Genomic DNA, 24,971 nt, shown 5'->3' with positions numbered 1-24,971 from the left:
CGCATGATGCGCCGCTGAAGATGACGATGGGGTTGGTGGCACATGACGTGCGGAAAATATCTGGCTATTCCGGCCGGCGCTCTCGGCTTGACTTTGATTCTGTTGCCGATGAGCCTTCAGGCGCAGCTCATGCTTTCTTTTGCTGTTCTCGGCATCATGTTCATCGGCATGACGCGTCCCGACAACAGCACGTTCCGCGTCATCACGCTCGTCTTTGCCGGCATCATCGCACTGCGCTACGGTTTCTGGCGCACCACCGAGACGCTGCCGGATATTACCGAGCCGCTCAACTTCATTCCCGGTTTCCTGCTCTACCTCGCCGAAATGTACTGCCTGGCGATGCTGGCGATCAGCTTCTTCATGGTCATCGATCCGATCAAGCGGAAGACGCCGGACATGGGCGCTGCCGCCGACCTGCCGACGGTCGATGTGTTCATTCCAAGCTATAATGAAGACGCCGAGCTTCTGGCCGTGACGCTGGCCGCCGCCAAGTCGATGGCCTATCCGAAGGACAAGCTGAACATCTACCTGCTCGACGACGGCGGCACGGATGCCAAGCGCAACCACAAGAACCCGCATGTCTCGGTCGCCGCCATCCGCCGCCATGAGCAGTTGAAGGCGCTCTGCGCCGCCATGGGCGTGCGCTACCATGCCCGCAAGCAGAACGATCACGCCAAGGCCGGCAATCTCAATGAAGGCCTGAAGGTTTCCAAAGGGGAACTGGTCGTCGTGTTCGATGCCGACCATGCCCCGGTGCGCGATTTTCTGCGCGAGACGGTCGGCTTCTTCAAGGAGGATGAAAAGCTCTTCCTCGTCCAGACGCCGCACTATTTCCTCAATCCCGACCCGCTGGAAAAGAACCTCCAGACCTTTGCCCGCATGCCGTCGGAAAACGAGATGTTCTATTCGATCCTGCAGCGCGGGCTCGACAAGTGGAACGCGTCGTTCTTCTGCGGCTCCGCCGCCGTGCTGCGCCGTTCGGCGCTGGTGACCACCGATGGTTTCTCCGGTCAGTCGATCACCGAGGATTGCGAAACGGCTTTGTCGCTGCATTGCCAGGGCTGGCATTCGGTCTATGTCGACAAGCCGCTGATCGCCGGCCTGCAGCCGGAGACGTTCGTCTCCTTCATCGGCCAGCGCGCCCGCTGGTGCCAGGGCATGCTGCAGATTCTGATCCTGAAGCGGCCGTTCCTGGCCAAGGGTCTCTCGATCCCGCAGCGCATCTCCTATGCCGGCATCAACATGTTCTGGCTGTTTCCGCTGTCGCGGCTCGCCTTCATGTTCTCGCCGCTGCTCTACATCTTCTTCTCGCTGGAAATCTACAAGGCCAACATCCTCGAGTTCGCCTCCTATGCGGTCACCTATCTGATCTCCTCGTTTGCCATGCAGAGCTATCTCTACGGCCGCGTCCGCTGGCCGTGGATTTCCGAGCTTTACGAATATGTCCAGGCCGTCTTCCTGTTCGGCAGCATCGTCAGCGTCGTGCGCAATCCGCGCAAGCCGACTTTCAATGTGACCGCCAAGGGCCAGACGCTGGACAAGAGCAAGCTGTCGCCGTTGGCTACGCCATACTTTGCCATCTTCTTCCTGCTGCTCGCCGCTGCCCTTTATTCCGGGTACCGCGTCCTGACGGAGCCGGTCGCCAGCGAGCTGCTTCTGATCGTCGCGATGTGGAACCTGATCAATCTTGGTCTCGCCGGTGCGGCCCTCGGAGCGATTGCCGAACGCCGCGAACTGCGCCGCAATCAGCGCCTGCCGGTCAAGCGTCATGCGCTGATGCATATCAACGACATCATTCATCATGTCATTGTGCAGGACGCCTCAAGCGGCGGCGTGTCGATCGAGTTCGTCGACAAGGAACCGAAACTGGACCTCGTCAATCCGACGGTGGCCAAGGTCGAGTTGCGCCGGGGCGGCCAGATCTTCTGTTTCAATGTCGTCTATCGCTCGCGGCGTTTGCTCGACCAGACGGCGATTTGCGGCTTTGCCTATTCCGAGCGCACGCCGGAAACGGTGATGGCGATTGCCGAACTGATGTATTCCGACCAGTCGGTGCTGCAGGATCGTCTGGAGCGCCGCCAGACGCGCAAAAACTTCTTCTGGGGCACCAGCCGGTTTGCGCTCTGGAGCCTGACGGAATCGCTGCGCGCCATCCGCTACAGCGCCGGCCTGATCCGGGAAAGCGTCGTCCAGTCCTTCGAGGATGCGCCGATGGTGCTGAACGACAACAACATCGCCCCGGTGCCGCTGCCTTTCAAAACAGCCGACCATGCCCCGGTTCTCAAGGGAGAGCAGCTCTATGGCTAAGCCTTTTCGCACCCGGACAGCTAGCCTGTCGCTTGCCCTCATCATGGCGCAGACGCTGCCGTTGTCCGCCCAGAGCCTGCTCGACGCAGCCCCATCCGCTGCCCGCATCCTGCCTGGCGACAGCGAGAGCATTCTGTCGACCCGCCCGGTTCAGGCGGAAGCTGCCGCTGCCAAGGTCACCGGTCTGGTGCCGTTCGAACAGGCCCTGCCGGCCTATCACCTGTCGGGCGAGGACGCCGTTGCAAGGCTGAGCTTCAATCTCGCGTCCGATCAGGCCGCGAGCGGCGGACAGCTGGCGCTCGCCTATCGCAATGCCGTTTCCGTCCTGCCGGATACGTCCGTCATGGATGTCGAGGTCAACGGCCGGTCTGCCGGAACATTGCGGATCGCCTCGCCAAACGGGTTCAAAAGCGAAGCGCTGACGATCGGTGCCGGCCTGTTGAAACCGGGCCGCAACCAGGTGGTTCTGCGGGCCCGGCAATACCATCGGGTCGATTGCTCGCTGGAAGCGACCTATGAGCTGTGGAGCGAGCTTGATCCTTCACAGAGCGGTTTTGTTGCCGGCAGCCATCATGGCTTCCGGACTTTCGCCGATCTCTTGACCGTCGCCCGCACCGACGCCAACGTCACCGATATCCGCCTGGTCCTGCCGCAGGCGGCGACCGCCGAAATGCTGAACGACGCGGCCCCCGCGCTGCAGACGCTGGCGCTGTTCATGAACCGGGAGGATCTGGCCGTCACGGTGGGCGAAAAGCCCGGCACCGGTCCGGGTATCGATCTCTATGTCTCGACGGACAAGACCGGGGCACAGGCGCGCGACGCCGATGGACGGCCGGCACCCTACGGCCTTTCGGTGCGCGACGCCGGTAACGGGGGCCGTGCAGCGGTCAGCCTGCGGGGCGCGACCCGCGCCGATATGAGCAGCCAGTTGCTTCAGGCCATCCAAGGGCCGCTGAAGGAAAGCCTCGACAGCGGCATTTTCTCACGCCAGTCCGGGGCAATCATTGCCGATGCGTCGACGAGCTATACGCTGTCTGACGCCGGATATGAGACCCGGGTCTTTTCCGGGCGCCTATCGCGCACCGGTTTCAACATGGTCATGCCGGCAGATTTCTACCCGGCCGACTATGCAACGATCGGCCTGAAGCTGAGCGCGGCCACGTCTCCCGGCCTGAAGCGCGCGGCGCAGTTTCTGGTGCGGGTCAACGACCGCGTCGTCACCAGCTATCCCTTCCGCAACACCGCCGGCGAACAGTTCGACGGCAAGCTGATCGAACTGCCGCTGCGGGCGTTCCGGCCGGGCAACAACAAGGTCGAGCTTCTGGCCGAGCTGCCGGTCGAGGCGGACGAGACCTGTGCGCCCGAGGCCCGCGACGACACCAGGCCACGGTTCATTCTCCTGAAGGACACCAGGATCGAAATCCCGGCACTCGCCCGGATCGGCCGTCTTCCGGATATCGGCGCGCTGGCCGGCACCGCCTATCCCTATGCCGATGGCAGGCCGTTCGACATATTCATCGAGCGTCCGGATGCGCAGTCCGCCGGCGCCGCCCTCACCATGCTGTCCCGCCTGGCGCTTGCCGCCCGAAATCCACTCAACGCCAATATCCGCCTGGGTGCCGCCAATCCGGCTGGAGATCGCAACGCGCTGGTGATCTCCACGCAGAACGCCTTTGCCGAGCTTGGCAGTGCCGGCAAGAGCGCCTTTCCTGTCGATGGCTTTCAGCCGATCGCGGTATCCATCGCGGACGTTGATCCGATCAGGACGGCGACCATCGGCGGCAATGTTTTCGCAGCCAGCCCGGCGCGAAACAATGACGACGATTCCACCGCATTGCTGGATGCGTTCCGTAAATCGACGACGCGGCCACAGGACACGCTGTCCGTGACATCGAAGCTGCAGGAATGGTTCTCAGGGGCTGGCGGGCGCTTCGGTAAATGGCTGAACTACCAGGACGGTTCGGGCACGACAGCAATGCTCAGGCCCGGGCATTCGCTACTGACCTTGACGCAGACCCCGTCACCGTCCGGCGAAGCGGTCTGGACCGTCGTCCATGCGGGATCGCCCGCCGATATCGCGCTTGGCGTTCGCCGGCTTGTCGAGCCTGCCGTCTGGCAGGGGTTGAGTGGCGGTTCGGCCGAGATCGAGACCGCCAGCCTCGCCGTCAACACGGTGCCGGCCGGATCGCACTTCATCGCCGGGATGACCGACCAGAGCCCCAGCAACATCCGCCGTCTGGCGGCCGCCTGGTTCTCCGACAATTTCCAGTTCTACGTTCTGCTCATCGTCGGGTTGATGGGCATCTTCGCCGTGTGGCTCGGTCTTGCCATTCCGCGCAAGGGTGTGAGGTCGGATCAATGATCATCATGAAAAAATACTGGGTCGCCCTTCTGGCCGCCTCAAGCCTGCTTATGCCCGCAATGGCGTCCTCGGAGGATTCGGCAAGGCTGCTGACGCAGGCGGCCGGCTCCTTCCGCATTCTCGATGAGGCGGCGTCCGGTGGGCCTGCAGATGTCGAGCCTTCACCTGCCGGCACTGCGCGGGCAGCGACAGCCGTGACCGCTGACAATCAGCCCGATGAGGTCGAGATGGCGGCGCTCTATTATTACGCCGGGCAGAAACAGGATGAGCGCGTCGCCGCAGAGGCTGCGCGCCTGCGGCTGAAATTCCCGCAATTCGAAATGCCACAGGACCTGTACCTGCCCCAATCGGCACGCGGCGCCGACGAAACCGTGCTCTGGCAGCTCTATGACAAAAGCGACTTCACCGGCATCGATGCCGAAATCATCCGCCGCAAGACCGAGGCGCCCGACTGGCAGCCGACGGCCGATTTCACGGAAAAGCTGGCGCGCCGCAAGCAGCGCGTGCTGATGACGGAAGCGGCCAAGGACAACAACTGGACGGACATCATCCAGGCCGGTGGCAGTATCGATCCCGCAACGGAAACAGAGATCGATCTGCTCTGGATGCTGATCGACGCCTATGCGCAGGCGGGCATGAAACAGCCTTTGGCCGATGTCTATCGCGGTATCCTTTTGCGTGAAGGCGACAAGCGGCTGCCGGACGCGGAGCTGGTGACGACTTCGCAGAAGGCGATCCGCGATTTCCCGGCGGCGGACGTCCAGGCGGCGATGCAGAAGCTGGCCGTGACGCCGGCGATGCAGGCAGGCCTGCAGCCCGTGGCCTTCGATCTGATGCGCAAGACGGTCGCCGATTTCAACGCCGATGAAAAACGGACGGTGCCGCTGACTGATGACCAGCTGGAGCCACTCAAGACAGCAAATCCTGCGAAGATCGAGGATATGGCCTTGCTCGGCTGGTACTACCTGAAGATCAAGCAGCCGGCTGTCAGCGCCGGGTGGTTCGGCAAGGCGCTGGCAATCCAGCCGGATGCTCCAAATGCCAAAGGGCTCTATCTCAGTCTTGCCGCGCAAAATCTCGAGGAAGAAGCCTACAAGGTGGCGACCACCTATCTGCAGGACCTGTCCGGCGACCCGGAATTCCTGATGAACGCGCTGTCTTTGCGTTTTGCCAAGCCCGATATGGCTGCGATCGACGAAAAGATCGTTGCGTCCTACTCGACGACGATCCTGCAGACGTTGAACGCCGATCACGCCGAAATCCTCGCCTGGTACGCCTATAATTCCAAACAGTACGAAGCGTCTGCCGCCTGGTTCCAGAAAACGGTCGACTGGAAAGCGGCCCCTGCGCGCGTCAAAGGGTTGGCGCTCTCTTACCTGCGGCTGTCACAAAAGGCGGAATTTGCCGCGCTGCAGGAAAAATATGGTTCGGCCTATCCCGATATCTGGGACGAGATTCGCGTTGCATCGCCGCCGAAGGGCAGGGTGGCCGCTGCGGTCGTGAAACCGCGTGGGGTCATTCGGGCCAACTACTTCCGCAATTTCCAGGCCAAGCGCTATGCCGCCTGCATCAACGATCTGGCCGACCTGCGCAGCCGGGGGCAGCTGTCGCCGGATGCGGCCCAGATCGGCGGCTGGTGCTATCTCGGTCTTGGCCGCCTTGCCGAGGCACGCGCAGCCTTCGCCGATGGCCTTGCCGCCGGCGGACAGGTGCAGGCCGATGCCGCCTATGGCACGGCACTGACCCTGTTGCGCGGACGTCTGACGGATGATGCCGAGGCGATCATCCGGGCCTATCCGCTCAGTGCCGCACGTGACCGGGAAATCCGGGTGGAAATCTATTTCCAGCGCGCCCGGGCAAGCTTTGATCGCAAGCAATATCAAAAGACGCTCGATGCGCTGAATGCGCGCGCGAGCCTGGTGGCGGAGCCAGCCGATCTCAGCCAGTTGCGCGGCTGGGCCTATTACCATCTCGGCAACAAGCAGGTCGCCAAACAGGTGTTCCAACGCCTCAACGATCACCTGTCGGACGCTGGCGTGAGAGCCGGCCTTGTCGCCACAAGCCAGACGGATACACGCCGATGAAAAGTTGTTTTCCAGCAATCGCTTTGCTCTCGATGCTCGCATCGTGCACGTCGGCCGTCGATGACCCGTTCTTGCGGACAGGATCTGTCGAGGGCAACTGGCCGTCGCTCGCAACCACCGTGTCACCCGAGCACGCAGTCGCAGCTCTGCCGGGACTTCCGGCAACGACTGTACGGCAGACCGGCGCCAAGGGGAAAATCGAGCAAACGATCGTCTACGCCAATGCGACCGACCTTGCTGGCGAGAACACGCTGAGCGTTACGATCGACCCGTCCGCCAAGATCACCCGCAGCAATGGTGCGCCGTCACGGTCGCAGGTCGAAGCTGAGATGCGAAGCGCCTTGGCTGGCGTGACGATGCGGATCAGCCCTGTGATTGCCGACAATGCCTATGGGGTCTTCGGCTACGCGACCGGCAGCATCGGCCAGGGCGGAAGCTGCGTTTACGCATGGCAGCTTGCAAGGAACAGCAGCCCCTATGATGGCGGGCGGTTTTCTACGGCCGGCGGTGCGGCCCAGATCCGGATGCGCTATTGCAGTCCGTCGATCGCGGCCGACCGCGTCGTCGCGCTGATGCAGGGCCTGCGTCTTAATCCGGCGTCGTCGCAAAACGTCCAGGCGCTGGGCTATGCCGCAGGGCCGGGCGCGTTTGAGCCTGTGCCGTTCACGGAACGGCAGGCCCGGCCGGTTGCGGCAGACTTCGCCGCCGCCCCGCCGGTGCGCCGGGTTAGCCGCCCTGCAGTCGTCGCAGAGACGCCTGTAGAAACAGCAAGCACCGAAGCGGCGGAGAAGACAGAAAAGATCATCGTCAACGCCGTTAAAGTGCCGCTGCCGGGAGAGACGGCTGTCCTGGCCACAGCCGATACAGCGCCGGCGGTTGTGCTGCAGGAGGCCGCGAAGTCCGTGATGAAACCATCCCTCGTGCCGTTGCCGGCAACCGTCGCGCAATGGGCATTGTCAAATGAAGATGCTGTGCTCTTCGGTCACCAGTTCCTGAAGGAAATCGACGACGGTGCGGACGCGGACGAGTTCGCGGGCGCTCTCGTGATAGGTGGTCCAGTAACCCCGCCGGATCGTCGTCTCCGGCAGGATGCGGATCAGCTCGGGATATTGCCGGGCGATATAGTTGTGCAGGATGCCGATGCCGGCACTTGAGCGCACCGCCTCGGTCTGGCCCGTGGCGCTGGAAATCTCGAACGAGGCATCCCAGCTGCGCATGATCTCGCCGGTGAAATTCAGCGAGGCGGTAAAGATCAGGTCTTCGACATAGCCGATGCGGCGATGGGTTTTCAGGTCGTCCACGCTTTCGGGCGCACCATAGGACGACAGGTATTCCTGGGAAGCATAGAGCCCCAGTGTGTAATCGGTCAGTTTCGACGATATCAGCCGGCCCTGTTCCGGCCGCTCCAGCGTGATGGCGATGTCGGCCTCGCGTTGCGACAGCGAAAACGAGCGGGGAACCGGTACCAGCTGGATGCGCAGTTCCGGGAAGCGGGCCGTCAGCTTGCCAAGGCGCGGGGCGAGGAACGAAACCCCAAAACCGTCGGGTGCCCCAACGCGCACGGTACCGGCAACTGCCGTGTCTATGCGGCCGATCTGCGCCTGCGCCGCCAGCATCTCGGTTTCCATTCGCTCTGCCGCATGCAGGAAGATCTCGCCCTCGGTCGTCAGGTCGCAGCCATTGGTCCGGCGGATCAAAAGCCGCGTCTTCAACGACTCTTCCAGCGCCGTGACCCGCCGGCTCAGCGTCGCATGATTGACCCCCAGCCGCTTGGAGGCCGACAGGATCTGGCCGCTACGGGCAACCGCCAGGAACATGCGGACGTCATCCCAGTTCATGGATACACTCCCTCTTCTCCCCACCGGGGAGAAGTGCCGAGCATGGCGAGGCGATGAGGGGGGCGTCAATCTCTAAAGGTGTGGCGCCCTCATCCGGCGCTATGCGCCACCTTCTCCCCGATGAGGAGAAGAGGGAACGGGCTTTGAACATCAATTTCTGCACAACGGTTCCTGAATATCGCGCGTTGATTTGTGCATATTGTAGTGCGACACTCCCGTCATAATCAAGATCAGGAGGATCACCATGTACGAGATCGGTCATTTCATCGGCGGCAAGCGCGTTGCGGGCACCAGCGGGCGTACCGCCAACGTCTTCAACCCGGCAACCGGCGAAGTTCAGGCAACCGTGGCGCTGGCAAGCGACGCGGAAATGGCTGCCGCCGTTGCAAACGCCAAGGCCGCACAGCCGAAATGGGCTGCGACCAATCCGCAGCGCCGTGCCCGCGTCTTCATGAAGTTCGTGCAGCTTTTGAACGACAACATGGACGAACTGGCCGAGATGCTGTCGCGTGAGCATGGCAAGACCATCGACGACGCCAAGGGCGACGTCATTCGCGGGCTGGAAGTCTGCGAGTTCGTCATCGGCATTCCGCACCTTTCCAAGAGCGAATTCACCGAAGGTGCCGGCCCGAACATCGATATGTATTCGATCCGCCAGGCCGTCGGCATCGGTGCCGGCATCACCCCGTTCAATTTCCCGGCGATGATCCCGATGTGGATGTTTGCCCCGGCGATCGCCTGCGGCAACGCCTTCATCCTCAAGCCTTCGGAGCGCGATCCGTCCGTACCGATGCGTTTGGCAGAACTGATGATCGAGGCTGGTTTGCCCGCCGGTATCCTCAACGTCGTCAACGGCGACAAGGGCGCGGTCGATGCGATCCTGACGCACCCGGACATTTCCGCCGTTTCCTTCGTCGGCTCGACACCTATCGCCCGCTACGTCTACGGCACGGCGGCAACGAACGGCAAGCGCGCCCAGTGCTTCGGCGGCGCCAAGAACCACATGATCATCATGCCGGATGCCGATCTCGACCAGGCCGCCAACGCCCTGATGGGCGCAGGTTACGGTTCGGCCGGCGAGCGCTGCATGGCGATTTCGGTTGCCGTTCCGGTCGGCAAGGAAACTGCCGACCGCCTGATCGCAAAGCTGACCCCGATGGTTGAATCCTTGCGCATCGGTCCTTACACCGACGAGAAGGCCGACCTGGGCCCGGTCGTCACCAAGGAAGCCAAGGAGCGCATCCTCGGCCTGATCAACAAGGGTGTCGAAGAAGGCGCCAATCTCGTCGTCGACGGCCGCGATTTCAAGCTGCAAGGCTATGAAAACGGCAACTTCGTCGGCGGCTGCCTGTTCGACAACGTCACTCCGGACATGGACATCTACAAGCAGGAGATCTTCGGGCCGGTTCTTTCCGTCGTTCGCGCCAACACCTACGAGGAAGCCCTTGATCTGCCGATGAAGCATGAATTCGGCAACGGCGTCGCGATCTATACCCGCGACGGCGACGCCGCCCGTGATTTCGCATCGCGCATTAACATCGGCATGGTCGGTATCAACGTGCCGATCCCGGTTCCGCTCGCCTACCACTCCTTCGGCGGCTGGAAGTCATCGTCCTTCGGCGACTTGAACCAGCACGGCACGGATTCGATCCGGTTCTGGACCAAGACCAAGACGATCACCTCGCGCTGGCCGTCCGGCATCAAGGACGGTGCCGAGTTCTCCATCCCGACGATGAAGTAAAGCCGGGATATCATCTATTCTCCCCGATTGGGCCTCCGTATGGAGGCCCTTTTTTGTTGTCAACTTTCTGGTGCGGTTGACCTGCGGAGGTGACAGTTTAAGAGTTTGCCCAAGCGGCCGAATATCGGGGGATGTTTGGCCGTTGTTGAATTGCATCTGATGATACGCAAGAGGGGCGACGATGAGCATAACCGACACGGCACCATTACCGGCCGCATCGCAGGATTTCCACCGGCTGTCGTTTACCGGAAAAGCGGCGGAATATTTCGGCATCTGGATCGTCAATATCCTTTTGACCATCATCACGCTGGGCATCTACTCCGCCTGGGCCAAGGTGCGCCGCAACCGGTATTTCTACGGCAACACAGTGCTGCTCGGCCGCGCCTTCGAATATCACGCCAAGGGCAAGCAGATTTTCATCGGACGGTTGATCGTCCTTGGCTATCTTGTGGTTTACAATATCATCCTGGCGGTGTTGCCGATTGCCGGCCTCGTCGTGGGTTTGGTCGCTCTGTGCTTCTTTCCCTGGCTGATCATGCGCGGTCTGCGTTTCAGCGCCCGCGTCACCAGTTACCGCAACGTCCGTTTTAACTTCGTCGGGAAAATGGGCGGTGCGTTCGTCGCCTTCATGGCGGGTCCGGTGATGGCCGTTCTGTCGCTCGGCATCCTGGCGCCTCTCGCCAGCCGCTGGATGTATCGCTATCTCGGCAACAATCTGCGCTATGGCGGCCGGCCGTTTGCAACGGATCCAAAACTCGGCTCGATCTATCAGACCTGGTTCTTCTCGGCGCTGATCGTCGTACTCGGCTTGCTGGTCGTCGCTGTCGCAGCGCTTGCCAACCTGTCCCTGATCGTGGCTTTGATCGATAACCCCAATGCACTGCCTCCCGAATTCCAGGCATCGATGGTCTTTCTCGGCATCATCGCCTATCTGGCCGTACTTTTGGCCTTCGGCATCGCAGCGCTGTTCTATCGTGCCGGCGTGCGCAATATCGCCTGGTCGGCGACCCGCTTCGATGGCAGGCATGACCTGAAAAGCGACTTGCCGCGCTTTGGCTATGTCTGGATCGCCGTGTCGAACGTCGTCGTCACTGTCCTGACGCTGGGCCTGATGCGCCCTTGGGCTGCGGTTCGCATGGCCCGTTACGTCAATGAGCACACGGCGATCCGCTTCGACGGCGATGTTGGTGACGTTCTTGCCACGGTCGAGCAGGAAGGGTCTGCAGTTGGAGCGGAATTCATGGAGTTCGAGGGCTTCGATTTTGGTTTTTGACGAAAAGCCGGTCTGCCGGGGTGATTGGCATCTGCGTGGTTCCAGCCGCTCGGTCCCGTCCCGCTTGGTCGAGAGGGACGGGCAGATCCTGGCCATTGCCGGGGACGATAGTGAACTCTCGTCCGCGATCTTTTCGAAACTCGACATTTCCCCCAGGGTCGGCGCGATCCCACGCCGTGTCGAGTTTCCCGATGGCTCGCTGTTCGAAACCACAGACAATGCTGCGATCGATGATCTGCAACGGGCGAACGGGCGCAAGCGGGCAGGGCTCGTTCACGGCCTCGAACGCTTTCACCCGCGGCTTCTGGTCTTCGTCGTCGCGGTGTTCCTGCTGTCCGGCCTGGTCTACCGGTATGCTCTGCCGGTGCTGGTGGAAATTGCCGTTGCCGTGACGCCGCCGGTGGTGCCGCACCTGATGTCGATCAGCACCCTGGAAACACTGGATCGCACCGTCCTCAGCGAAACGAAGCTGGACGCGGCAAAGCGGCGGGCGATTTCGGATGGTTTTGCCCGCATCGCGCTCAATTCCACCCGTGGTCCATCTGCCTATACGCTGAACTTCCGCGAGGGTGGGGCGGTTGGTCCGAATGCGTTCGCACTGCCGGACGGTACGCTGGTCATTACCGATGAACTGGTCGATCTTTCAGGCGGCGATACGGAGATGCTCATTGGCGTTCTGGCGCATGAGATCGGCCATGTCGAACTGGAGCACAGCCTGCGCCAGATTTACCGGGCTGCGGGCATGGCCGGTCTGATCATGCTGATCGCTGGCGATGTCGGCGATAGTGTCGAGGATTTGCTTGTCCAGGGCGGCGGCCTTCTGGCGCTGTCCTATTCCAGGGATGCGGAAGCGGCGGCTGACCGGCATTCGGTCGAGTTGATGCAAAAGGCTGGATACGATCCAACCGCGATCGCACGCTTTTTCGAGGTCATCGAAAAGAAACTCGGCGACACGTCCGGCACCAACATTCTGTCGACGCATCCTGGAACCCCGGACCGCCGAAAGGCGATCCGCGAATATGAGGCGGAATTGCGCGAAAAGCAGGCGGGAGATGAGGCCGGGAGGCGATAATCTACCTAAACTTGAGGTGTCATATCAACTTTTCCCGTCTGGAGGGTAGACAGGTCGCTGGAAGCTGATCATGATCGCTTCAATCATGTTTTTCTGCTTTTTGGAATTGTTCCAAACTAGCATCCGTCCTATATGATGAGCAGCGATGTGAGATGCCGGTCGAATCGACTGTGTGACCACGAATTTTTGAGTGCCTCTATGGGCTCACAGGTTCATCCGAACCCAGGGGCGCCGAACGATCCAAGCCTGGAGTGAATGATGCGTCTGACAAAGCAAACGAACTACGCAGTCCGCATGCTGATGTATTGCGCTGCCAATGATGGCCATCTCAGCCGCGTTCCTGAAATTGCCAAGGCCTATGGCGTGTCCGAGCTTTTCCTTTTCAAGATCCTGCAGCCGCTCAACAAGGCCGGTCTCGTCGAGACGGTGCGTGGCCGCAATGGCGGCGTGCGTCTGCCCAAGCCGGCAGCCGATATCAGCCTGTTCGATATCGTCAAGGTGACCGAAGATAGCTTTGCCATGGCGGAATGTTTCGAAGCCGGCGAGATCGATTGTCCGCTGGTTGACAGCTGCGGCCTCAATGCTGCCCTGCGCAAGGCGCTGAACGCATTCTTCGAAGTCCTGCAGCAATATTCGATTGATGATCTGGTGAAAGCCCGGCCACAGATCAACTTCCTGCTCGGCATCGACCTGATCACCCACCCGAAGACGGCTGCGGCCTGATATCATTTTCTATCGACGAAAAGCCCGGTTGAGCCGGGCTTTTTGCCGTTTATGCTCTCGTCACATATTCGCGCAGGATGAATTCGATTGCAGTCGGGTCGAGCTCGCCCTTGTCGATGCGGAAATCGGCGCCGTACTCTTCGAATTTCTGGAAATAGGGGTCGGCAAGCGACGAGGAAATAACCCCGATCGGCCCGATATAGCCCTGCTGGCGTAGCGCCGGCACGGTCTCGCGAAAATCGCATTGCTGCAGCCGGTTGTCCATCAGCACCATCGAAACCGGCGTGCCAGCTTGGATGAAGTCCAGTGCCGCGTCGATCGTCTGGCAATAATGCAGGTGGATCTCCACGCTAGAGACCTTTTTCATCAAGCCGCGCATGATCAGGTTTTCAGCCGGATCGTCGTCGACAAGCAGGATATGGATCGGCTGGGTCATCTGGCGATTTCGCTTGGTGAATGGCTATAATAAGACTGGTGAAAATGCATTTTCAGACGCCCGCGGGCGTCATTGTATGATCTGTTCCCGGATCGCTTTCGCCACCATCTGGGTTCGGTTGACGACATCGAGCTTCTTGAGGATCGTTGCCGTGTGCGAATTGACCGTGTGTTCCGAGACCGAGACGATCAGCGCGATCTCGCTGGCCGTCTTGCCGTGGGAAATCCACCGCAGGATCTCCGTTTCCCGCGGCGTCAGCCCAAGGCCCGCCTTGTTGGATAAAACCAACCGGTAGAAATAGTCGAAGGCGCAAACGGCGTCGTAGCACAGCGCGAAATGCGCCTGCCGGTCCATGTCCGCTCCATCGCCGAGAAACAGCACCACATACCGCGCCCCGTTGATGCCGGCGACCGGAACGCACATCAGCATGTCGAAGCCGAGCTGTCCAAGAAGATTGCCGCCATGGCCGGGATGGGGATCGTCGGCCTTCCAGATCGATGGAATGGACGATGCGTGAAGGCTTTTGAAAACGGAGGAATCACCAAACCGGTGGCGCTTATCATAGGCGTCGGCAAGTCCGGAGGGTAGGTCGTGCAACGCCAGCCGGTTGGTCAGCGTGCAGGCATCGCCCTCGTTTCCAAGCAGCAGGATACCAAAATGGTCGAACCCATAACGGAGTGCCATCGTGTGGAAAATTCGAAAGAAATCGACCCGATTGAGAGCCTTCTCCAAATCGCTGTCATGATAATTTTGCCGGTGGTTCTTTAAATCGGTCGTCACGTCGCGGCCGTCCCCCACGTATTCCGCGATTGCTATTTTAACGTGCGATTCACGATAAGCAACTGCGTGGGGACGGAAAAGCTGAGTTGTCGGCAGTTTTGATGACAGCGGCTGGTGGCCGGCATGCCCATAGCGAGAGGGAGGACTGAATATGGTCGCTTTCATCCAATCCCCGCCTGGCAGATGAAAGCTGAACAGTCCTCCCCGCCCCGCAATGGCCTTATGCCATGATGCCGCTCCGCATGCTATCAGTGCAAGTTGCGATTGACTTTAACGGTAAAACGAAATCGATTCGGCCGGGCGATGCTGGTGCCGAAAAGAAAGTCGTGTATAGCCTTCGGTCTTGTCGCATATGGAAGGATTTTCCAATTGGACAAATTTTTCGGGTCGCTTATTGCATTGCCCGATCAAATGTCGTTCCATCCGGGCTTGACCGGAAACAACGGCTTCTGCGTCAGAAAAATACGAGAACAAGAACAAAGCTGGGAAGCAAACTCATGAAAAAGCTCTCTACTCTCCTTGCGGCAACCGCAATCGCCACTTTGATGGCCGGTTCCGCATGGTCGAAGACCTTCGTCTACTGCTCGGAAGCATCGCCGGAAGGCTTCGACCCTGGTCTCTACACTGGCGGCCAGACCTTCGACGCTGCCGCGCACACGGTCTACAACCGGCTGGTGGAATTCAAGCGCGGCACGACGGAAATCGAGCCTGCGCTGGCCGAAAGCTGGGAAATTTCCGCTGATGGCAAGGAATACACCTTCAAGTTGCGTCCGGGCGTAAAGTTCCAGACGACCGAATATTTCACGCCGACGCGCGAACTGAACGCCGATGACGTGATCTTTTCCTTCGAGCGCCAGTACAAGGCCGACAATGCCTGGAACAAGTATGTTCCGGGTGCATCCTGGGAATATTTCTCCGGCATGGGCCTGCCGGATTTGCTCGAGAAGGTTGAAAAGGTCGACGACCTGACGGTCAAGATTGTCCTGAAGCGCCCGGAGGCGCCGTTGCTGGCCAACCTCGGCATGCCCTTCATCTCGATCCTGTCGAAGGAATATGCCGACAAGCTTCAGGCTGACGGCAAGATGGAACTGATGAACCAGCAGCCGCTCGGCACCGGTCCGTTCACGTTCGTCGCCTACCAGCCGGATGCCGCTATCCGCTACAAGGCAAACCCTGACTATTGGGGTGGCAAGCAGAAGATCGACGACCTCGTGTTCGCGATCACCACGGATGCCGCAGTGCGCGCGCAGAAGCTGAAGGCCGGCGAATGCCACCTGATGTCCTATCCGAACGCAGCTGACGTTGCCGAACTCAAGGCCGATCCGAACCTGAGCATCTCCGAACAGGCCGGCCTCAACGTTTCCTACCTCGCCTACAACACGCTCGTTGCTCCGTTCGACAAGGTCGAGGTCCGCAAGGCTCTCAACATGGCGGTCAACAAGCAGGCGATCGTCGATGCCGTGTTCCAGGGTGCCGCAACGGTTGCCAAGAACCCGATCCCGCCGACGATGTGGTCGTATAACGACAAGGTCGAGGACGACAAGTACGATCCGGAAGTCGCCAAGAAGATGCTTGAAGACGCTGGCGTCAAGGATCTCAAGATGAAGATCTGGGCAATGCCGGTCGCGCGTCCGTACATGCTGAACGCCCGCCGTGCAGCCGAACTGATGCAGTCCGACCTTGCCAAGATCGGCGTTACCGCCGAAATCGTCTCCTACGAATGGGCCGAGTACCTGAAGCTCTCGTCTGCCAAGGACCGCGACGGTGCGGCCATCCTCGGCTGGACCGGTGACAATGGTGATCCGGACAACTTCCTTGACACCCTGCTCGGCTGCGACGCTGTCGGCGGCAACAACCGCGCTCAGTGGTGCAACAAGGAGTTCGACGCCCTGGTGACGATGGCGAAGGAAACCTCCGACGTTGCCGAGCGCACCAAGCTCTATGAAGAGGCACAGATCGTCTTCAAGAAGGAAGCGCCTTGGAACACCCTCGACCACTCGCTCGCCGTCGTTCCGATGAGCAAGAAGGTCTCGGGCTTCGTCCAGTCTCCGCTCGGTGACTTCGTCTTCGAAGGCGTTGACATCGCCGAGTAAGATCGGCTGAAATAAAGAAAGGCACGCCGCAAAGAGCGTGCAATGGCCGGCGGCTCGAAGACATTCGGGCCGTCGGTTTTTCAAAGAAAGAAGGGATTGGCTCCCATGTTGCGCTTTATCTTCGGACGTCTTGCCGTCCTGATACCCACGTTCCTCGGGGTATCGCTGATCGCGTTCTCCTTCATTCGACTTCTGCCGGGCGATCCGGTCATGTTGATGTCGGGTGAGCGCGTCATGGCTCCGGAACGGCACACCGAACTCATGCACCAGCTCGGTCTCGACCGGCCGATGTATGTTCAGTATTTCGACTATCTCGGCGGTCTCGTGACGGGCGACTTCGGTTCGTCCATCGTCACCAAGCGGCCGGTTCTCGATGATTTCATGAACCTCTTTCCGGCAACGCTGGAATTGTCGCTTTGCGCCATCATCGTTGCGGTTCTGCTCGGCATTCCGGCCGGCGTGATCGCTGCGGTGAAACGGGGGACATGGCTCGACCAGTCGCTGATGGGGGTCGCCCTCATCGGCTATTCGATGCCGATCTTCTGGTGGGGCTTGCTGCTCATCATCTTCTTCTCAGGCTATCTCGGCTGGACGCCGGTCTCGGGGCGCATCTCGATGATGTACTTCTTCCCGCAGGTCACTGGCTTCATGCTGATCGACAGTCTGATCTCCGGGCAGACGGGCGCCTTCAGATCGGCGGTCAGCTATCTGATCCTGCCGACCGTCGTGCTGGCGACCATTCCGCTCGCGGTCATCGCCCGCCAGACGCGCTCGGCCATGCTGGAAGTGCTGGGCGAGGATTATGTCCGTACCGCCCGCTCCAAGGGCCTGTCGCCGTTCAGGGTCATCGGCGTGCACGCATTGCGCAACGCGCTAATCCCGGTCATCACCACCATCGGCCTGCAGGTCGGCGTGCTCTTGGCTGGGGCGATCCTGACGGAAACCATCTTCTCCTGGCCGGGTATCGGCAAATGGATGGTCGATTCGGTGTTCAAGCGTGACTATCAGGTCGTGCAGGGCGGGCTGATGCTGATCGCCGCCATGATCATGATCATCAACCTCATCGTTGATGTGCTTTATGGCTTCATCAATCCGCGTATCCGGCATTAGGAGGGTCTGATGGCTGTCGCTGAAATTAAAATTGCCAAGCCGCAGACCGGCTTTGCCGAGTTCTGGTTCTATTTCTCGCGCAACAAGGGCGCGGTGATGGGGCTTGCGATCTTCCTGATCATCCTGTTCGTCGCCATCTTTGCGGCTTTCGTCGCGCCGCATAGTCCAAGTATCCAGAACCGGGATGTGCTTCTTTTGCCGCCCGGCTGGACGCAGGGCGGGCAGTGGACCTATCTTCTGGGGACCGATGCCGTCGGCCGCGATATCCTGTCGCGTCTGATCTACGGTGCCCGTTTCTCGCTGTTCATCGGCCTCGTGGTCGTGACGCTTTCGGTCATCTCCGGCGTTCTCGTCGGCCTGATCGCCGGCTATTTCCGCGGCCGCACCGATACGATCATCATGCGCGTCATGGATATCATCCTCGCCTTTCCGTCGCTGCTTCTGGCCCTCGTGCTGGTGGCGGTGCTCGGTCCGGGCCTGGTCAACGCGATGATCGCGATCTCGCTGGTCAACCTGCCGCATTTCGTGCGGCTGACGCGTGCCGCCGTCATGTCGGAACGCACCAAGGACTATGTCATCGCGTCCAGGGTCGCCGGTGCCGGTACCCTGCGGCTTATGTTCCTGACCATCCTGCCCAACTGCCTCGCACCGCTGATCGTCCAGGCGACGCTCGCCTTCTCGGCAGCGATCCTTGACGCCGCAGCACTTGGCTTCCTCGGCATGGGCGCTCAGCCGCCGACACCGGAATGGGGCACGATGCTGGCCGAGGCCCGCGAGTTCATCCAGCGCGCCTGGTGGGTCGTGACATTCCCCGGTCTTGCCATTCTCGTCACCGTCATTGCCATCAATCTGATGGGCGACGGCCTGCGCGATGCGCTTGATCCCAAGTTGAAGAGGTCATGATGTCGCTTTTCGAAATCGAAAATCTCGTCGTCGAGTTCCAGACGGCTGCCGGTCCCTTCCGTGCCGTCGATGGCGTCTCGATGAGGGTCAATGCCGGCGAAGTGCTGGCCATCGTCGGCGAATCCGGCTCCGGCAAGTCGGTCTCGATGCTGGCGGCGATGGGCCTGTTGCCCTGGACGGCCAAGGTCACCGCCGACAAGCTGCAATTCAACGGCATCGATCTGCTCGGCCTGTCGCCGTCGGATCGGCGCAAGATCGTCGGCAAGGACATTGCCATGATCTTCCAGGAACCCGTTGCCAGCCTCAACCCCTGTTTTACCGTCGGGTTCCAGATCGAGGAAGTGCTGCGCATTCACCTCGGCCTCGACAAGGCGGCGCGCCGGGCGCGGGCCATCGAACTGTTCGATCTGGTCGGCATTCCCAACCCTGCAGAACGCCTGGGGCATTTCCCCCACCAGATGTCGGGTGGCCAGTGCCAGCGCGTGATGATCGCGATTGCGTTGTCGTGCAATCCGAAACTGCTGATCGCCGACGAGCCGACCACGGCGCTCGACGTCACGATCCAGAAGCAGATCCTCGATCTGTTGATGCGGCTGCAGGCCGAACATGGCATGGGCCTGATCATCATCACCCACAATATGGGCGTGGTGGCCGAAACTGCCGATCGCGTCATCGTCCAGTACAAGGGCCGCAAGATCGAGGAGGCCGACGTGCTGTCGCTGTTTGAATCACCCAAGAGCGAATACACGCGCGCGCTCCTGTCGGCACTTCCGGACAATGCCACCGGCGACCGCCTCCCGACGATCGCGGAATTCCTCAGCGACGACCAGATCTTTGCAGGAGCTGTTCGATGACCCATGTACTCGAAGCCCGAAACCTCACCCGCGATTATCACATCCCGGGCAGCCTGTTTAAAAAGTCCAAGACCGTTCACGCCGTCAAGGGTGTGAGCTTTGCGGTCGATCAGGGCAAGACGCTGGCCATCGTCGGCGAAAGCGGCTGCGGAAAATCGACGTTGGCCCGTATCGTCACCATGATCGATCCGGCAACCTCGGGCGACATGCTGATCGATGGTAACAAGGTCGATATTGCCAAGGAACGGCTGACGCCGGAAATGCGCCAGAAGGTGCAGATCGTCTTCCAGAACCCCTATGGCACGCTGAACCCGCGCAAGAAGATCGGCGAAATCCTCACCGAACCGCTGATCATCAACACCAATATGAAAGCCGACGACCGCCGCGACAAGGCGATGGCCATGCTGAAGAAGGTTGGGCTTGAAGAAAAGCACTACGGCCGCTATCCGCACATGTTTTCCGGCGGCCAGCGCCAGCGTGTGGCGATCGCCCGCGCGCTGATGCTCAATCCACGGCTCCTGGTGCTCGACGAGCCGGTCTCGGCACTCGATCTGTCGGTGCAGGCCCAGGTTCTCAACCTGCTCGCCGATCTGCAGGACGAATTCCAGCTGACCTATGTCTTCATCAGCCACGACCTGTCGGTGGTGCGCTACATCGCCGACGACGTGATGGTGATGTATTACGGTGAAGCCGTGGAATATGGCAGCCGTGAAGAGGTCTTCAGCGATCCTAAGCACAATTACACCAAGACGCTGTTTGCCGCGACGCCGCGCGCCGATGTCGACAGCATCAAGGCACGGCTCGCCCGCAAAAACGCGGCCTGAACGGCGCTGGGTGCGACAATCGCGTGATGACGGTTCCACTGACCGGAAATCTGCGGTAAAGCGCCTGCGTCACCACAATTCATATGCGGCCCGCCGCATCTTACGAGGAATATGAAGATGGAAATCAAACGCTTCGAAACCGGTCCGCGCATGAGCCAGGCCGTTGTTCACAATGGCACCGTCTATCTCGCTGGCCAGGTCGGCGAAGCCGGTTCCGATGTGACCGAGCAGACCAAGCAGGCTCTCGCATCGGTTGATCGTCTCTTGGCTGAAGCCGGCACCGACAAGTCCCGCATCCTGTCGGCAACCATCTGGCTGGCCGACATGGTCGATTTCCCGAAGATGAACGCTGTCTGGGACGGCTGGGCATCGCAGGGCAACACACCGGCGCGTGCGACCGGCGAAGCCAAGCTTGCAACTCCGGACTATCTCGTCGAAGTCATCGTCATCGCCGCTCTCTAAGAGCTGCCGCTGATCGCGAAAAAGCCGGCGCCTGTGAAGGGCGCCGGCTTTTTCGTTTCTGACGATCAGTTTCCGATGCGTGCCGTGCCGGTTTCGCCGTTGTCACGCACCCATTTCACCTTACCCTCGCCGGTTTCCGTCAGGTCGAAACACATCGGCGAACCGTCGTACCAAACCTTGAATTGCTGACAGAGCTTGTCGGACTGAATCCACCAGCGGCCCTGGTCGGTCGGCTGAATGAATTTTCCCAGACCCAGCGCCTTGCCGGTGCCATCGACTTGCCCGGAGGGATGATAGTTCAGTGGAAACTCCCCGCCCATCGGAGCGGCAAGATAGATCGTCTTTCCAATGATGAGGCTTCGGATATCAGCCTCCTTCATTTGGGTCGCTTCCGCCGCCGCAGCGAGGCCGGACACCGTGACGCTCAGAATGATGATTGCAGTTTTCCGCATGGCAGTCTCCATCGCATTGCACTCCATACGCCTCGCCAGGCAATTGGATCACTCAGCAATTGGATGAGCAGGAGCTACTCCGAATGTGTTCGCCTGGATCACCGCAAGGCTATGGAACTATTCGGCTTGATCTGCGTTAAACTCGGTATTCTAAGGGAATGCTCTCCAACATAAAGGAATGTGCCATGCTGTACTGGTTGCCAAGGCTATGCCTGTTCCTGCTCGCTGCTGCAGTTGTCGGCCTGGGTGTCCTCCCTGCGACGTCGGAAGACATTGCCAATACGCTGATCGTCGTGATCCTGGGTCTCGGCCTGTTTTCGCTGACCTTGCATGTCTTCCCTCCGGAGCGCTACTGACGACGTCGCTCCAAGGCGTGACAAAGCTGTTTCATTTTCTAGCAAACGTTGTAGGCTCCGCTGGTGAGCCGCTCGCAAAAAAAGCTGAACGATGCCCAATTCCGCGACCCTTGCGGTAGATGAGGCGGCGCATGCGAGAGGGCTGCTTGACCGCCATGCTTGAGGTTCGCGAATGGTGATCGCAAGGGCGGCCTATTCCAGAGCCGTGCCGGTGATGCTTTTCGCGGGCGCTGTTTTGCTCCTCGTGATTGTCCTTGCGTCGCTCCGTTTCGCCAATCAAACCCGGCGGGACTCGGAAGATGCCCTGCAGCGTCGGGATTGAACAATCGCGCACTGCTACTTTTCAGCTTGTTGCAGGATGCCGAAACCAGCCAGCGCGGTTATCTCATCACCGGCGAGGAAAAATACCTGGCGCCTTTCAAGCGTGCCGAGGCGCTCGTCAATATTCAATTCACCAGCATTACCGGCGACATGATGAAGTCGGGCATCAGCGATGTGACCATCGACCGCTTGAAGCGTCTGGTGGACGATAAGCTTGCCGAAATGCGCAAAACCATCGCCACCAAAGCCGCAGGCAAGGACGCGGAAGCCGTCACCATCGTTCGGAGCGATGCTGGCAAGAAGGCGATGGATGAAATTCGCGAAATCATGACGAGGATCAATGCCGTCACGAGCAATATCGCCTTTCAGAAAGGCATGTCTCTCGACAGTGCGGCCCGGTGGTTGTTGATCTCGATCACGGGCGGCGCGGTGCTGCTGGTGGTCCTGGTCGGTGGCGCCGTCTGCCTCGCTGTCGCCCATGCGCGGCAACTGGAGACAGCGCGCAATGCCCTTGCCGAGCACAACGAAATGCTTGAGGTCAGGATCGGTCAGCGCACCCAGTTCCTGGAGCGCGCCAATCGCGAGCTGCAAAGCTATGCCTATATCGTCGGCCATGATTTGCGTGCCCCGCTGGTCAATATCATGGGCTTCACCTCCGAACTTGAACGGGCGGCGGCCATCTTTGCCGGCTATATGAAAAAGCCGCCTGCATCCCGCGATGCGCTGACCGAGAAGGTTGCCCTTGAGGCGGTCGATATCGACATTCCCGAAGCTTTGGGTTTCATCCGTTCGTCGATGCGGCGCATGGATGATCTGATCAACGAGATATTGAGACTCGCGCGGGCCGGAAGCCGGCAGTTGAGCCGGGAACCCCTTGACCTTGCGGCGTTGCTGTCGGAGACCGTCGCCAACCTGAAGCACAGGCTCGACGAAAGCGGTGCCAGTGTCGTGCTTTCACCAAGCCTGCCGCATGTCATCTCGGATCGGCTTGCTCTGCAGCAGATTTTCGGTAACCTTTTGGACAATGCGGTGAAATACGCCGATCCATCGCGAAAGCCGGTTATCCGGGTGTCGGGAGCTGTCACCAATGGCAACGCAGCGATTGAGGTGAGCGATAACGGCAGAGGCATAGCCGAGCGGGATTTGGAGCGTATTTTCGAACTTTTCCGGCGCTCCGGACCTCAGGACCGGCCAGGCGAGGGGATCGGCCTCGCGCATGTCCGCGCACTGGTTCGACGCTTGGGAGGAGACGTCGCAGTGCAGTCGGTTCTGGGGCAGGGAACGACCTTTATCGTAACGTTTGCGGCCGATATCCGATCGACAAAAGCAGGGGAGAGGAGCCATGAATAACGGATTGCAACCGGTCGCCATCATCATGATCGAGGATGATCAGGGGCACGCCCGGCTGATCGAGAAGAACATCCGGCGCGCCGGTGTTACCAATGAGATCGTCCCATTCGCGACCGGCATGACAGCGCTCGCTTTTCTTCTCGGTCCGGACGGCAGTGGTAAGGTTCATGCCGGCCGGCCGCTTCTCATCCTGCTTGACCTCAACCTTCCGGACATGACCGGGATGGATATTCTTGCGCGGGTGCGCGAAAGCGACCATCTCAAGCGGGTCATGGTCATCGTGCTGACGACCACCGACGATCCCGTTGAAATACACCGCTGCTATGATCTCGGCGCCAATGTCTATGTTGCCAAGCCGATGGAATACGAAAAATTCGTCAACGCCATCCAGCAACTCGGCCTGTTTTTATCCGTCGTCACCGTGCCGGAGGTGTCCTGATGGATCGGGAGATATCGGCCGATCATCGTGGGACGACGATACTCTATATCGATGATGACGAGGCGCTTGGAGTTCTCCTGCGCAAGAACCTGGCGCGGCAGGGTTTTACCGTCGTCAACGCCATCGACGGGAAATCCGGTCTCGCCCGGCTGGAAGAGGGCGGGATCGATGTCGTCGCGCTTGATCATTATCTGCTGGGGGAAACCGGCCTGGATATTCTCCCCGTCATCGTCGAGATGCCCGACCATCCGCCGGTTGTCTATGTTACCGGCTCGGCGGACGCCAGTATCGCGGTCGAGGCTCTGAAACGCGGCGCCGACGACTACGTGACGAAGAGCGTCTCCACCGATTTTGTCGATCTGTTCGTTGCTGCACTCAACCAGGCATTGGAACGGGCACGGCTGCGGCGCGAAGCGCTGGCGGCGCAGGAGGCAATATGTCAGGCGCGTGATCGTGCCGAACTGTTGCTGCGGGAGGTCAATCACCGGGTCGCCAACAGCCTCAGCCTCGTGGCTTCGCTGGTTCGCATGCAAGCCTCCCTGATCGCCGACCCCGTGGCCGTCAGCGCGCTGCAGGAAACCCAGATGCGCATCCATGCCATCGGCAACGTCCATCGCCATCTCTACGCCAACGATCAGGTCGGCACGGTCGATCTCGACGGTTATCTGAAAAGCCTGCTCGACGAATTGCAATCCTCGATGCGCGACGAGGCACGGCCACATGATATCGTGCTGACGGCGGAAATGCTGCAATTGACCACCGACAAGGTCATATCGCTGGGGTTGGTGGTCAGCGAACTGGTGACCAACGCCTTCAAATACGCGTACGCCCAGGGAACGGCCGGTGAAATCCGTGTCCGGGTATCACGCCGGGATGGCTATACGATAGAGCTTCTTGTGGAGGACGATGGGACGGGATTTGATCCGGATGCGCCTGTCAAGGGAACGGGGCTAGGCACGAAGATACTCAATGCCATGGCCGCAACCATGGGTGGAGACCTTGCCTACGATCGCAACATCGCAGCCGGCACCCGTGCACGCATGACTTTCCCCGTCTAGCTTCATCGTCGCGACAGCCTCCTTTGCCGGCGTGCTCGGTTTTCTTGCCCGGCACTATGGGAACTTTTTCACAAGCAATGCGTTAGCAGCCGCTATGCACCGGAAGTGTCTCTACGCCGGTGTTTTCCGCACA

General features: G+C 60.2%; 21 protein-coding genes and 1 pseudogene. 18 read left to right on the top strand and 4 right to left on the bottom strand.

Annotated elements, in window-relative coordinates; translation table 11 throughout:
• The first annotated feature begins 42 nt into the window (after positions 1–42).
• From bcsA to bcsN, 4 genes and pseudogenes are all read left to right on the top strand, one after another.
• Positions 43–2,307, top strand: a complete 2,265-nt coding sequence (gene bcsA, locus ACP7BS_RS06965; protein ID WP_426237194.1) for a UDP-forming cellulose synthase catalytic subunit — start codon at positions 43–45, stop codon at positions 2,305–2,307.
• Complete coding sequence (locus ACP7BS_RS06960) at positions 2,300–4,669, top strand: cellulose biosynthesis cyclic di-GMP-binding regulatory protein BcsB (protein WP_426237190.1); 2,370 nt, start codon at positions 2,300–2,302, stop codon at positions 4,667–4,669. The genes bcsA and ACP7BS_RS06960 overlap by 8 nt, the downstream gene beginning before the upstream one ends.
• Entirely contained in the window at positions 4,666–6,753 is a 2,088-nt protein-coding gene (locus tag ACP7BS_RS06955) for a bacterial transcriptional activator domain-containing protein (RefSeq protein ID WP_426237188.1), read from the top strand. The genes ACP7BS_RS06960 and ACP7BS_RS06955 overlap by 4 nt, the downstream gene beginning before the upstream one ends.
• A pseudogene (gene bcsN / locus ACP7BS_RS06950) lies at positions 6,750–7,340 on the top strand (cellulose biosynthesis protein BcsN); the annotation flags it as partial. The gene ACP7BS_RS06955 and the pseudogene bcsN, both read left to right, overlap by 4 nt.
• A 369-nt stretch (positions 7,341–7,709) precedes the next feature.
• Here the strand turns inward: bcsN and ACP7BS_RS06945 are convergent.
• Positions 7,710–8,591 carry a LysR family transcriptional regulator gene (locus ACP7BS_RS06945; protein ID WP_426237186.1) on the bottom strand — a complete coding sequence of 294 codons (882 nt, stop codon included), beginning with the start codon at positions 8,589–8,591 and terminating at the stop codon, positions 7,710–7,712.
• 244 nt (positions 8,592–8,835) lie between these two features.
• Between ACP7BS_RS06945 and ACP7BS_RS06940 the strand changes: the two genes are divergently transcribed.
• The 4 genes from ACP7BS_RS06940 to rirA all read left to right on the top strand — a co-directional run bounded on the left by ACP7BS_RS06940 (position 8,836) and on the right by rirA (position 13,400).
• Complete coding sequence (locus ACP7BS_RS06940) at positions 8,836–10,332, top strand: CoA-acylating methylmalonate-semialdehyde dehydrogenase (RefSeq protein ID WP_426237184.1); 1,497 nt, start codon at positions 8,836–8,838, stop codon at positions 10,330–10,332.
• A gap of 181 nt (positions 10,333–10,513) precedes the next feature.
• Entirely contained in the window at positions 10,514–11,605 is a 1,092-nt protein-coding gene (locus ACP7BS_RS06935; protein ID WP_426237182.1) for a YjgN family protein, read from the top strand.
• On the top strand, positions 11,595–12,677 hold the full coding sequence (locus ACP7BS_RS06930) for a M48 family metallopeptidase (RefSeq protein ID WP_426237180.1): 1,083 nt from the start codon (positions 11,595–11,597) through the stop codon (positions 12,675–12,677). The genes ACP7BS_RS06935 and ACP7BS_RS06930 overlap by 11 nt, the downstream gene beginning before the upstream one ends.
• A gap of 258 nt (positions 12,678–12,935) precedes the next feature.
• Positions 12,936–13,400, top strand: coding sequence for an iron-responsive transcriptional regulator RirA (gene rirA / locus ACP7BS_RS06925; RefSeq protein ID WP_426229023.1), 465 nt, complete (start codon positions 12,936–12,938; stop codon positions 13,398–13,400).
• 49 nt (positions 13,401–13,449) lie between these two features.
• Here the strand turns inward: rirA and ACP7BS_RS06920 are convergent, their stop codons facing one another.
• Complete coding sequence (locus ACP7BS_RS06920; protein WP_426237178.1) at positions 13,450–13,836, bottom strand: response regulator; 387 nt, start codon at positions 13,834–13,836, stop codon at positions 13,450–13,452.
• Positions 13,837–13,905: 69 nt separating this feature from the next.
• Positions 13,906–14,616, bottom strand: a complete 711-nt coding sequence (locus ACP7BS_RS06915) for a helix-turn-helix transcriptional regulator (RefSeq protein WP_426237176.1) — start codon at positions 14,614–14,616, stop codon at positions 13,906–13,908.
• A 497-nt stretch (positions 14,617–15,113) separates the two neighbouring features.
• On the opposite strand from ACP7BS_RS06915, the gene ACP7BS_RS06910 reads away from it, so the two are divergent.
• From ACP7BS_RS06910 to ACP7BS_RS06885, 6 genes are all read left to right on the top strand, one after another.
• Positions 15,114–16,709: an ABC transporter substrate-binding protein gene (locus ACP7BS_RS06910; RefSeq protein WP_426237174.1), complete on the top strand. Its 1,596-nt coding sequence runs from the start codon at positions 15,114–15,116 to the stop codon at positions 16,707–16,709.
• Between the two features lie 105 nt (positions 16,710–16,814).
• Positions 16,815–17,819, top strand: a complete 1,005-nt coding sequence (locus ACP7BS_RS06905) for an ABC transporter permease subunit (RefSeq protein ID WP_426237172.1) — start codon at positions 16,815–16,817, stop codon at positions 17,817–17,819.
• A 9-nt stretch (positions 17,820–17,828) separates the two neighbouring features.
• Positions 17,829–18,722: an ABC transporter permease subunit gene (locus tag ACP7BS_RS06900; protein ID WP_426229018.1), complete on the top strand. Its 894-nt coding sequence runs from the start codon at positions 17,829–17,831 to the stop codon at positions 18,720–18,722.
• Positions 18,722–19,576 (top strand): ABC transporter ATP-binding protein, encoded by an 855-nt coding sequence (locus ACP7BS_RS06895; RefSeq protein WP_426237170.1) that lies wholly within the window; start codon positions 18,722–18,724, stop codon positions 19,574–19,576. The genes ACP7BS_RS06900 and ACP7BS_RS06895 overlap by 1 nt, the downstream gene beginning before the upstream one ends.
• A complete protein-coding gene (locus ACP7BS_RS06890; RefSeq protein ID WP_426229017.1) occupies positions 19,573–20,400 on the top strand; it encodes a dipeptide ABC transporter ATP-binding protein in 828 nt (275 codons plus the stop codon). Before ACP7BS_RS06895 ends, ACP7BS_RS06890 begins: the two co-directional genes overlap by 4 nt.
• A 117-nt stretch (positions 20,401–20,517) precedes the next feature.
• Entirely contained in the window at positions 20,518–20,862 is a 345-nt protein-coding gene (locus ACP7BS_RS06885; protein ID WP_060635949.1) for a RidA family protein, read from the top strand.
• Between the two features lie 65 nt (positions 20,863–20,927).
• On the opposite strand, the gene ACP7BS_RS06880 is transcribed toward ACP7BS_RS06885, so the two are convergent.
• Entirely contained in the window at positions 20,928–21,314 is a 387-nt protein-coding gene (locus ACP7BS_RS06880; RefSeq protein ID WP_426237168.1) for a hypothetical protein, read from the bottom strand.
• 185 nt (positions 21,315–21,499) lie between these two features.
• On the opposite strand from ACP7BS_RS06880, the gene ACP7BS_RS06875 reads away from it, so the two are divergent.
• The 4 genes from ACP7BS_RS06875 to ACP7BS_RS06860 all read left to right on the top strand — a co-directional run bounded on the left by ACP7BS_RS06875 (position 21,500) and on the right by ACP7BS_RS06860 (position 24,838).
• Positions 21,500–21,670 (top strand): hypothetical protein, encoded by a 171-nt coding sequence (locus ACP7BS_RS06875; RefSeq protein ID WP_426237166.1) that lies wholly within the window; start codon positions 21,500–21,502, stop codon positions 21,668–21,670.
• 318 nt (positions 21,671–21,988) lie between these two features.
• Positions 21,989–23,341, top strand: a complete 1,353-nt coding sequence (locus ACP7BS_RS06870) for a sensor histidine kinase (protein ID WP_426237164.1) — start codon at positions 21,989–21,991, stop codon at positions 23,339–23,341.
• Complete coding sequence (locus tag ACP7BS_RS06865) at positions 23,334–23,780, top strand: response regulator (protein ID WP_426237162.1); 447 nt, start codon at positions 23,334–23,336, stop codon at positions 23,778–23,780. The genes ACP7BS_RS06870 and ACP7BS_RS06865 overlap by 8 nt, the downstream gene beginning before the upstream one ends.
• Positions 23,780–24,838: a sensor histidine kinase gene (locus ACP7BS_RS06860; RefSeq protein ID WP_426237160.1), complete on the top strand. Its 1,059-nt coding sequence runs from the start codon at positions 23,780–23,782 to the stop codon at positions 24,836–24,838. Before ACP7BS_RS06865 ends, ACP7BS_RS06860 begins: the two co-directional genes overlap by 1 nt.
• Positions 24,839–24,971: the final 133 nt, after the last annotated feature.

The organism is Pararhizobium sp. DWP1-1-3 (assembly GCF_049896125.1).
Lineage (GTDB): Bacteria > Pseudomonadota > Alphaproteobacteria > Rhizobiales > Rhizobiaceae > Pararhizobium.
The sequence above is the reverse complement of the archived record's forward strand: the minus strand, read 5'-3'. Positions and strand labels throughout refer to the sequence as shown.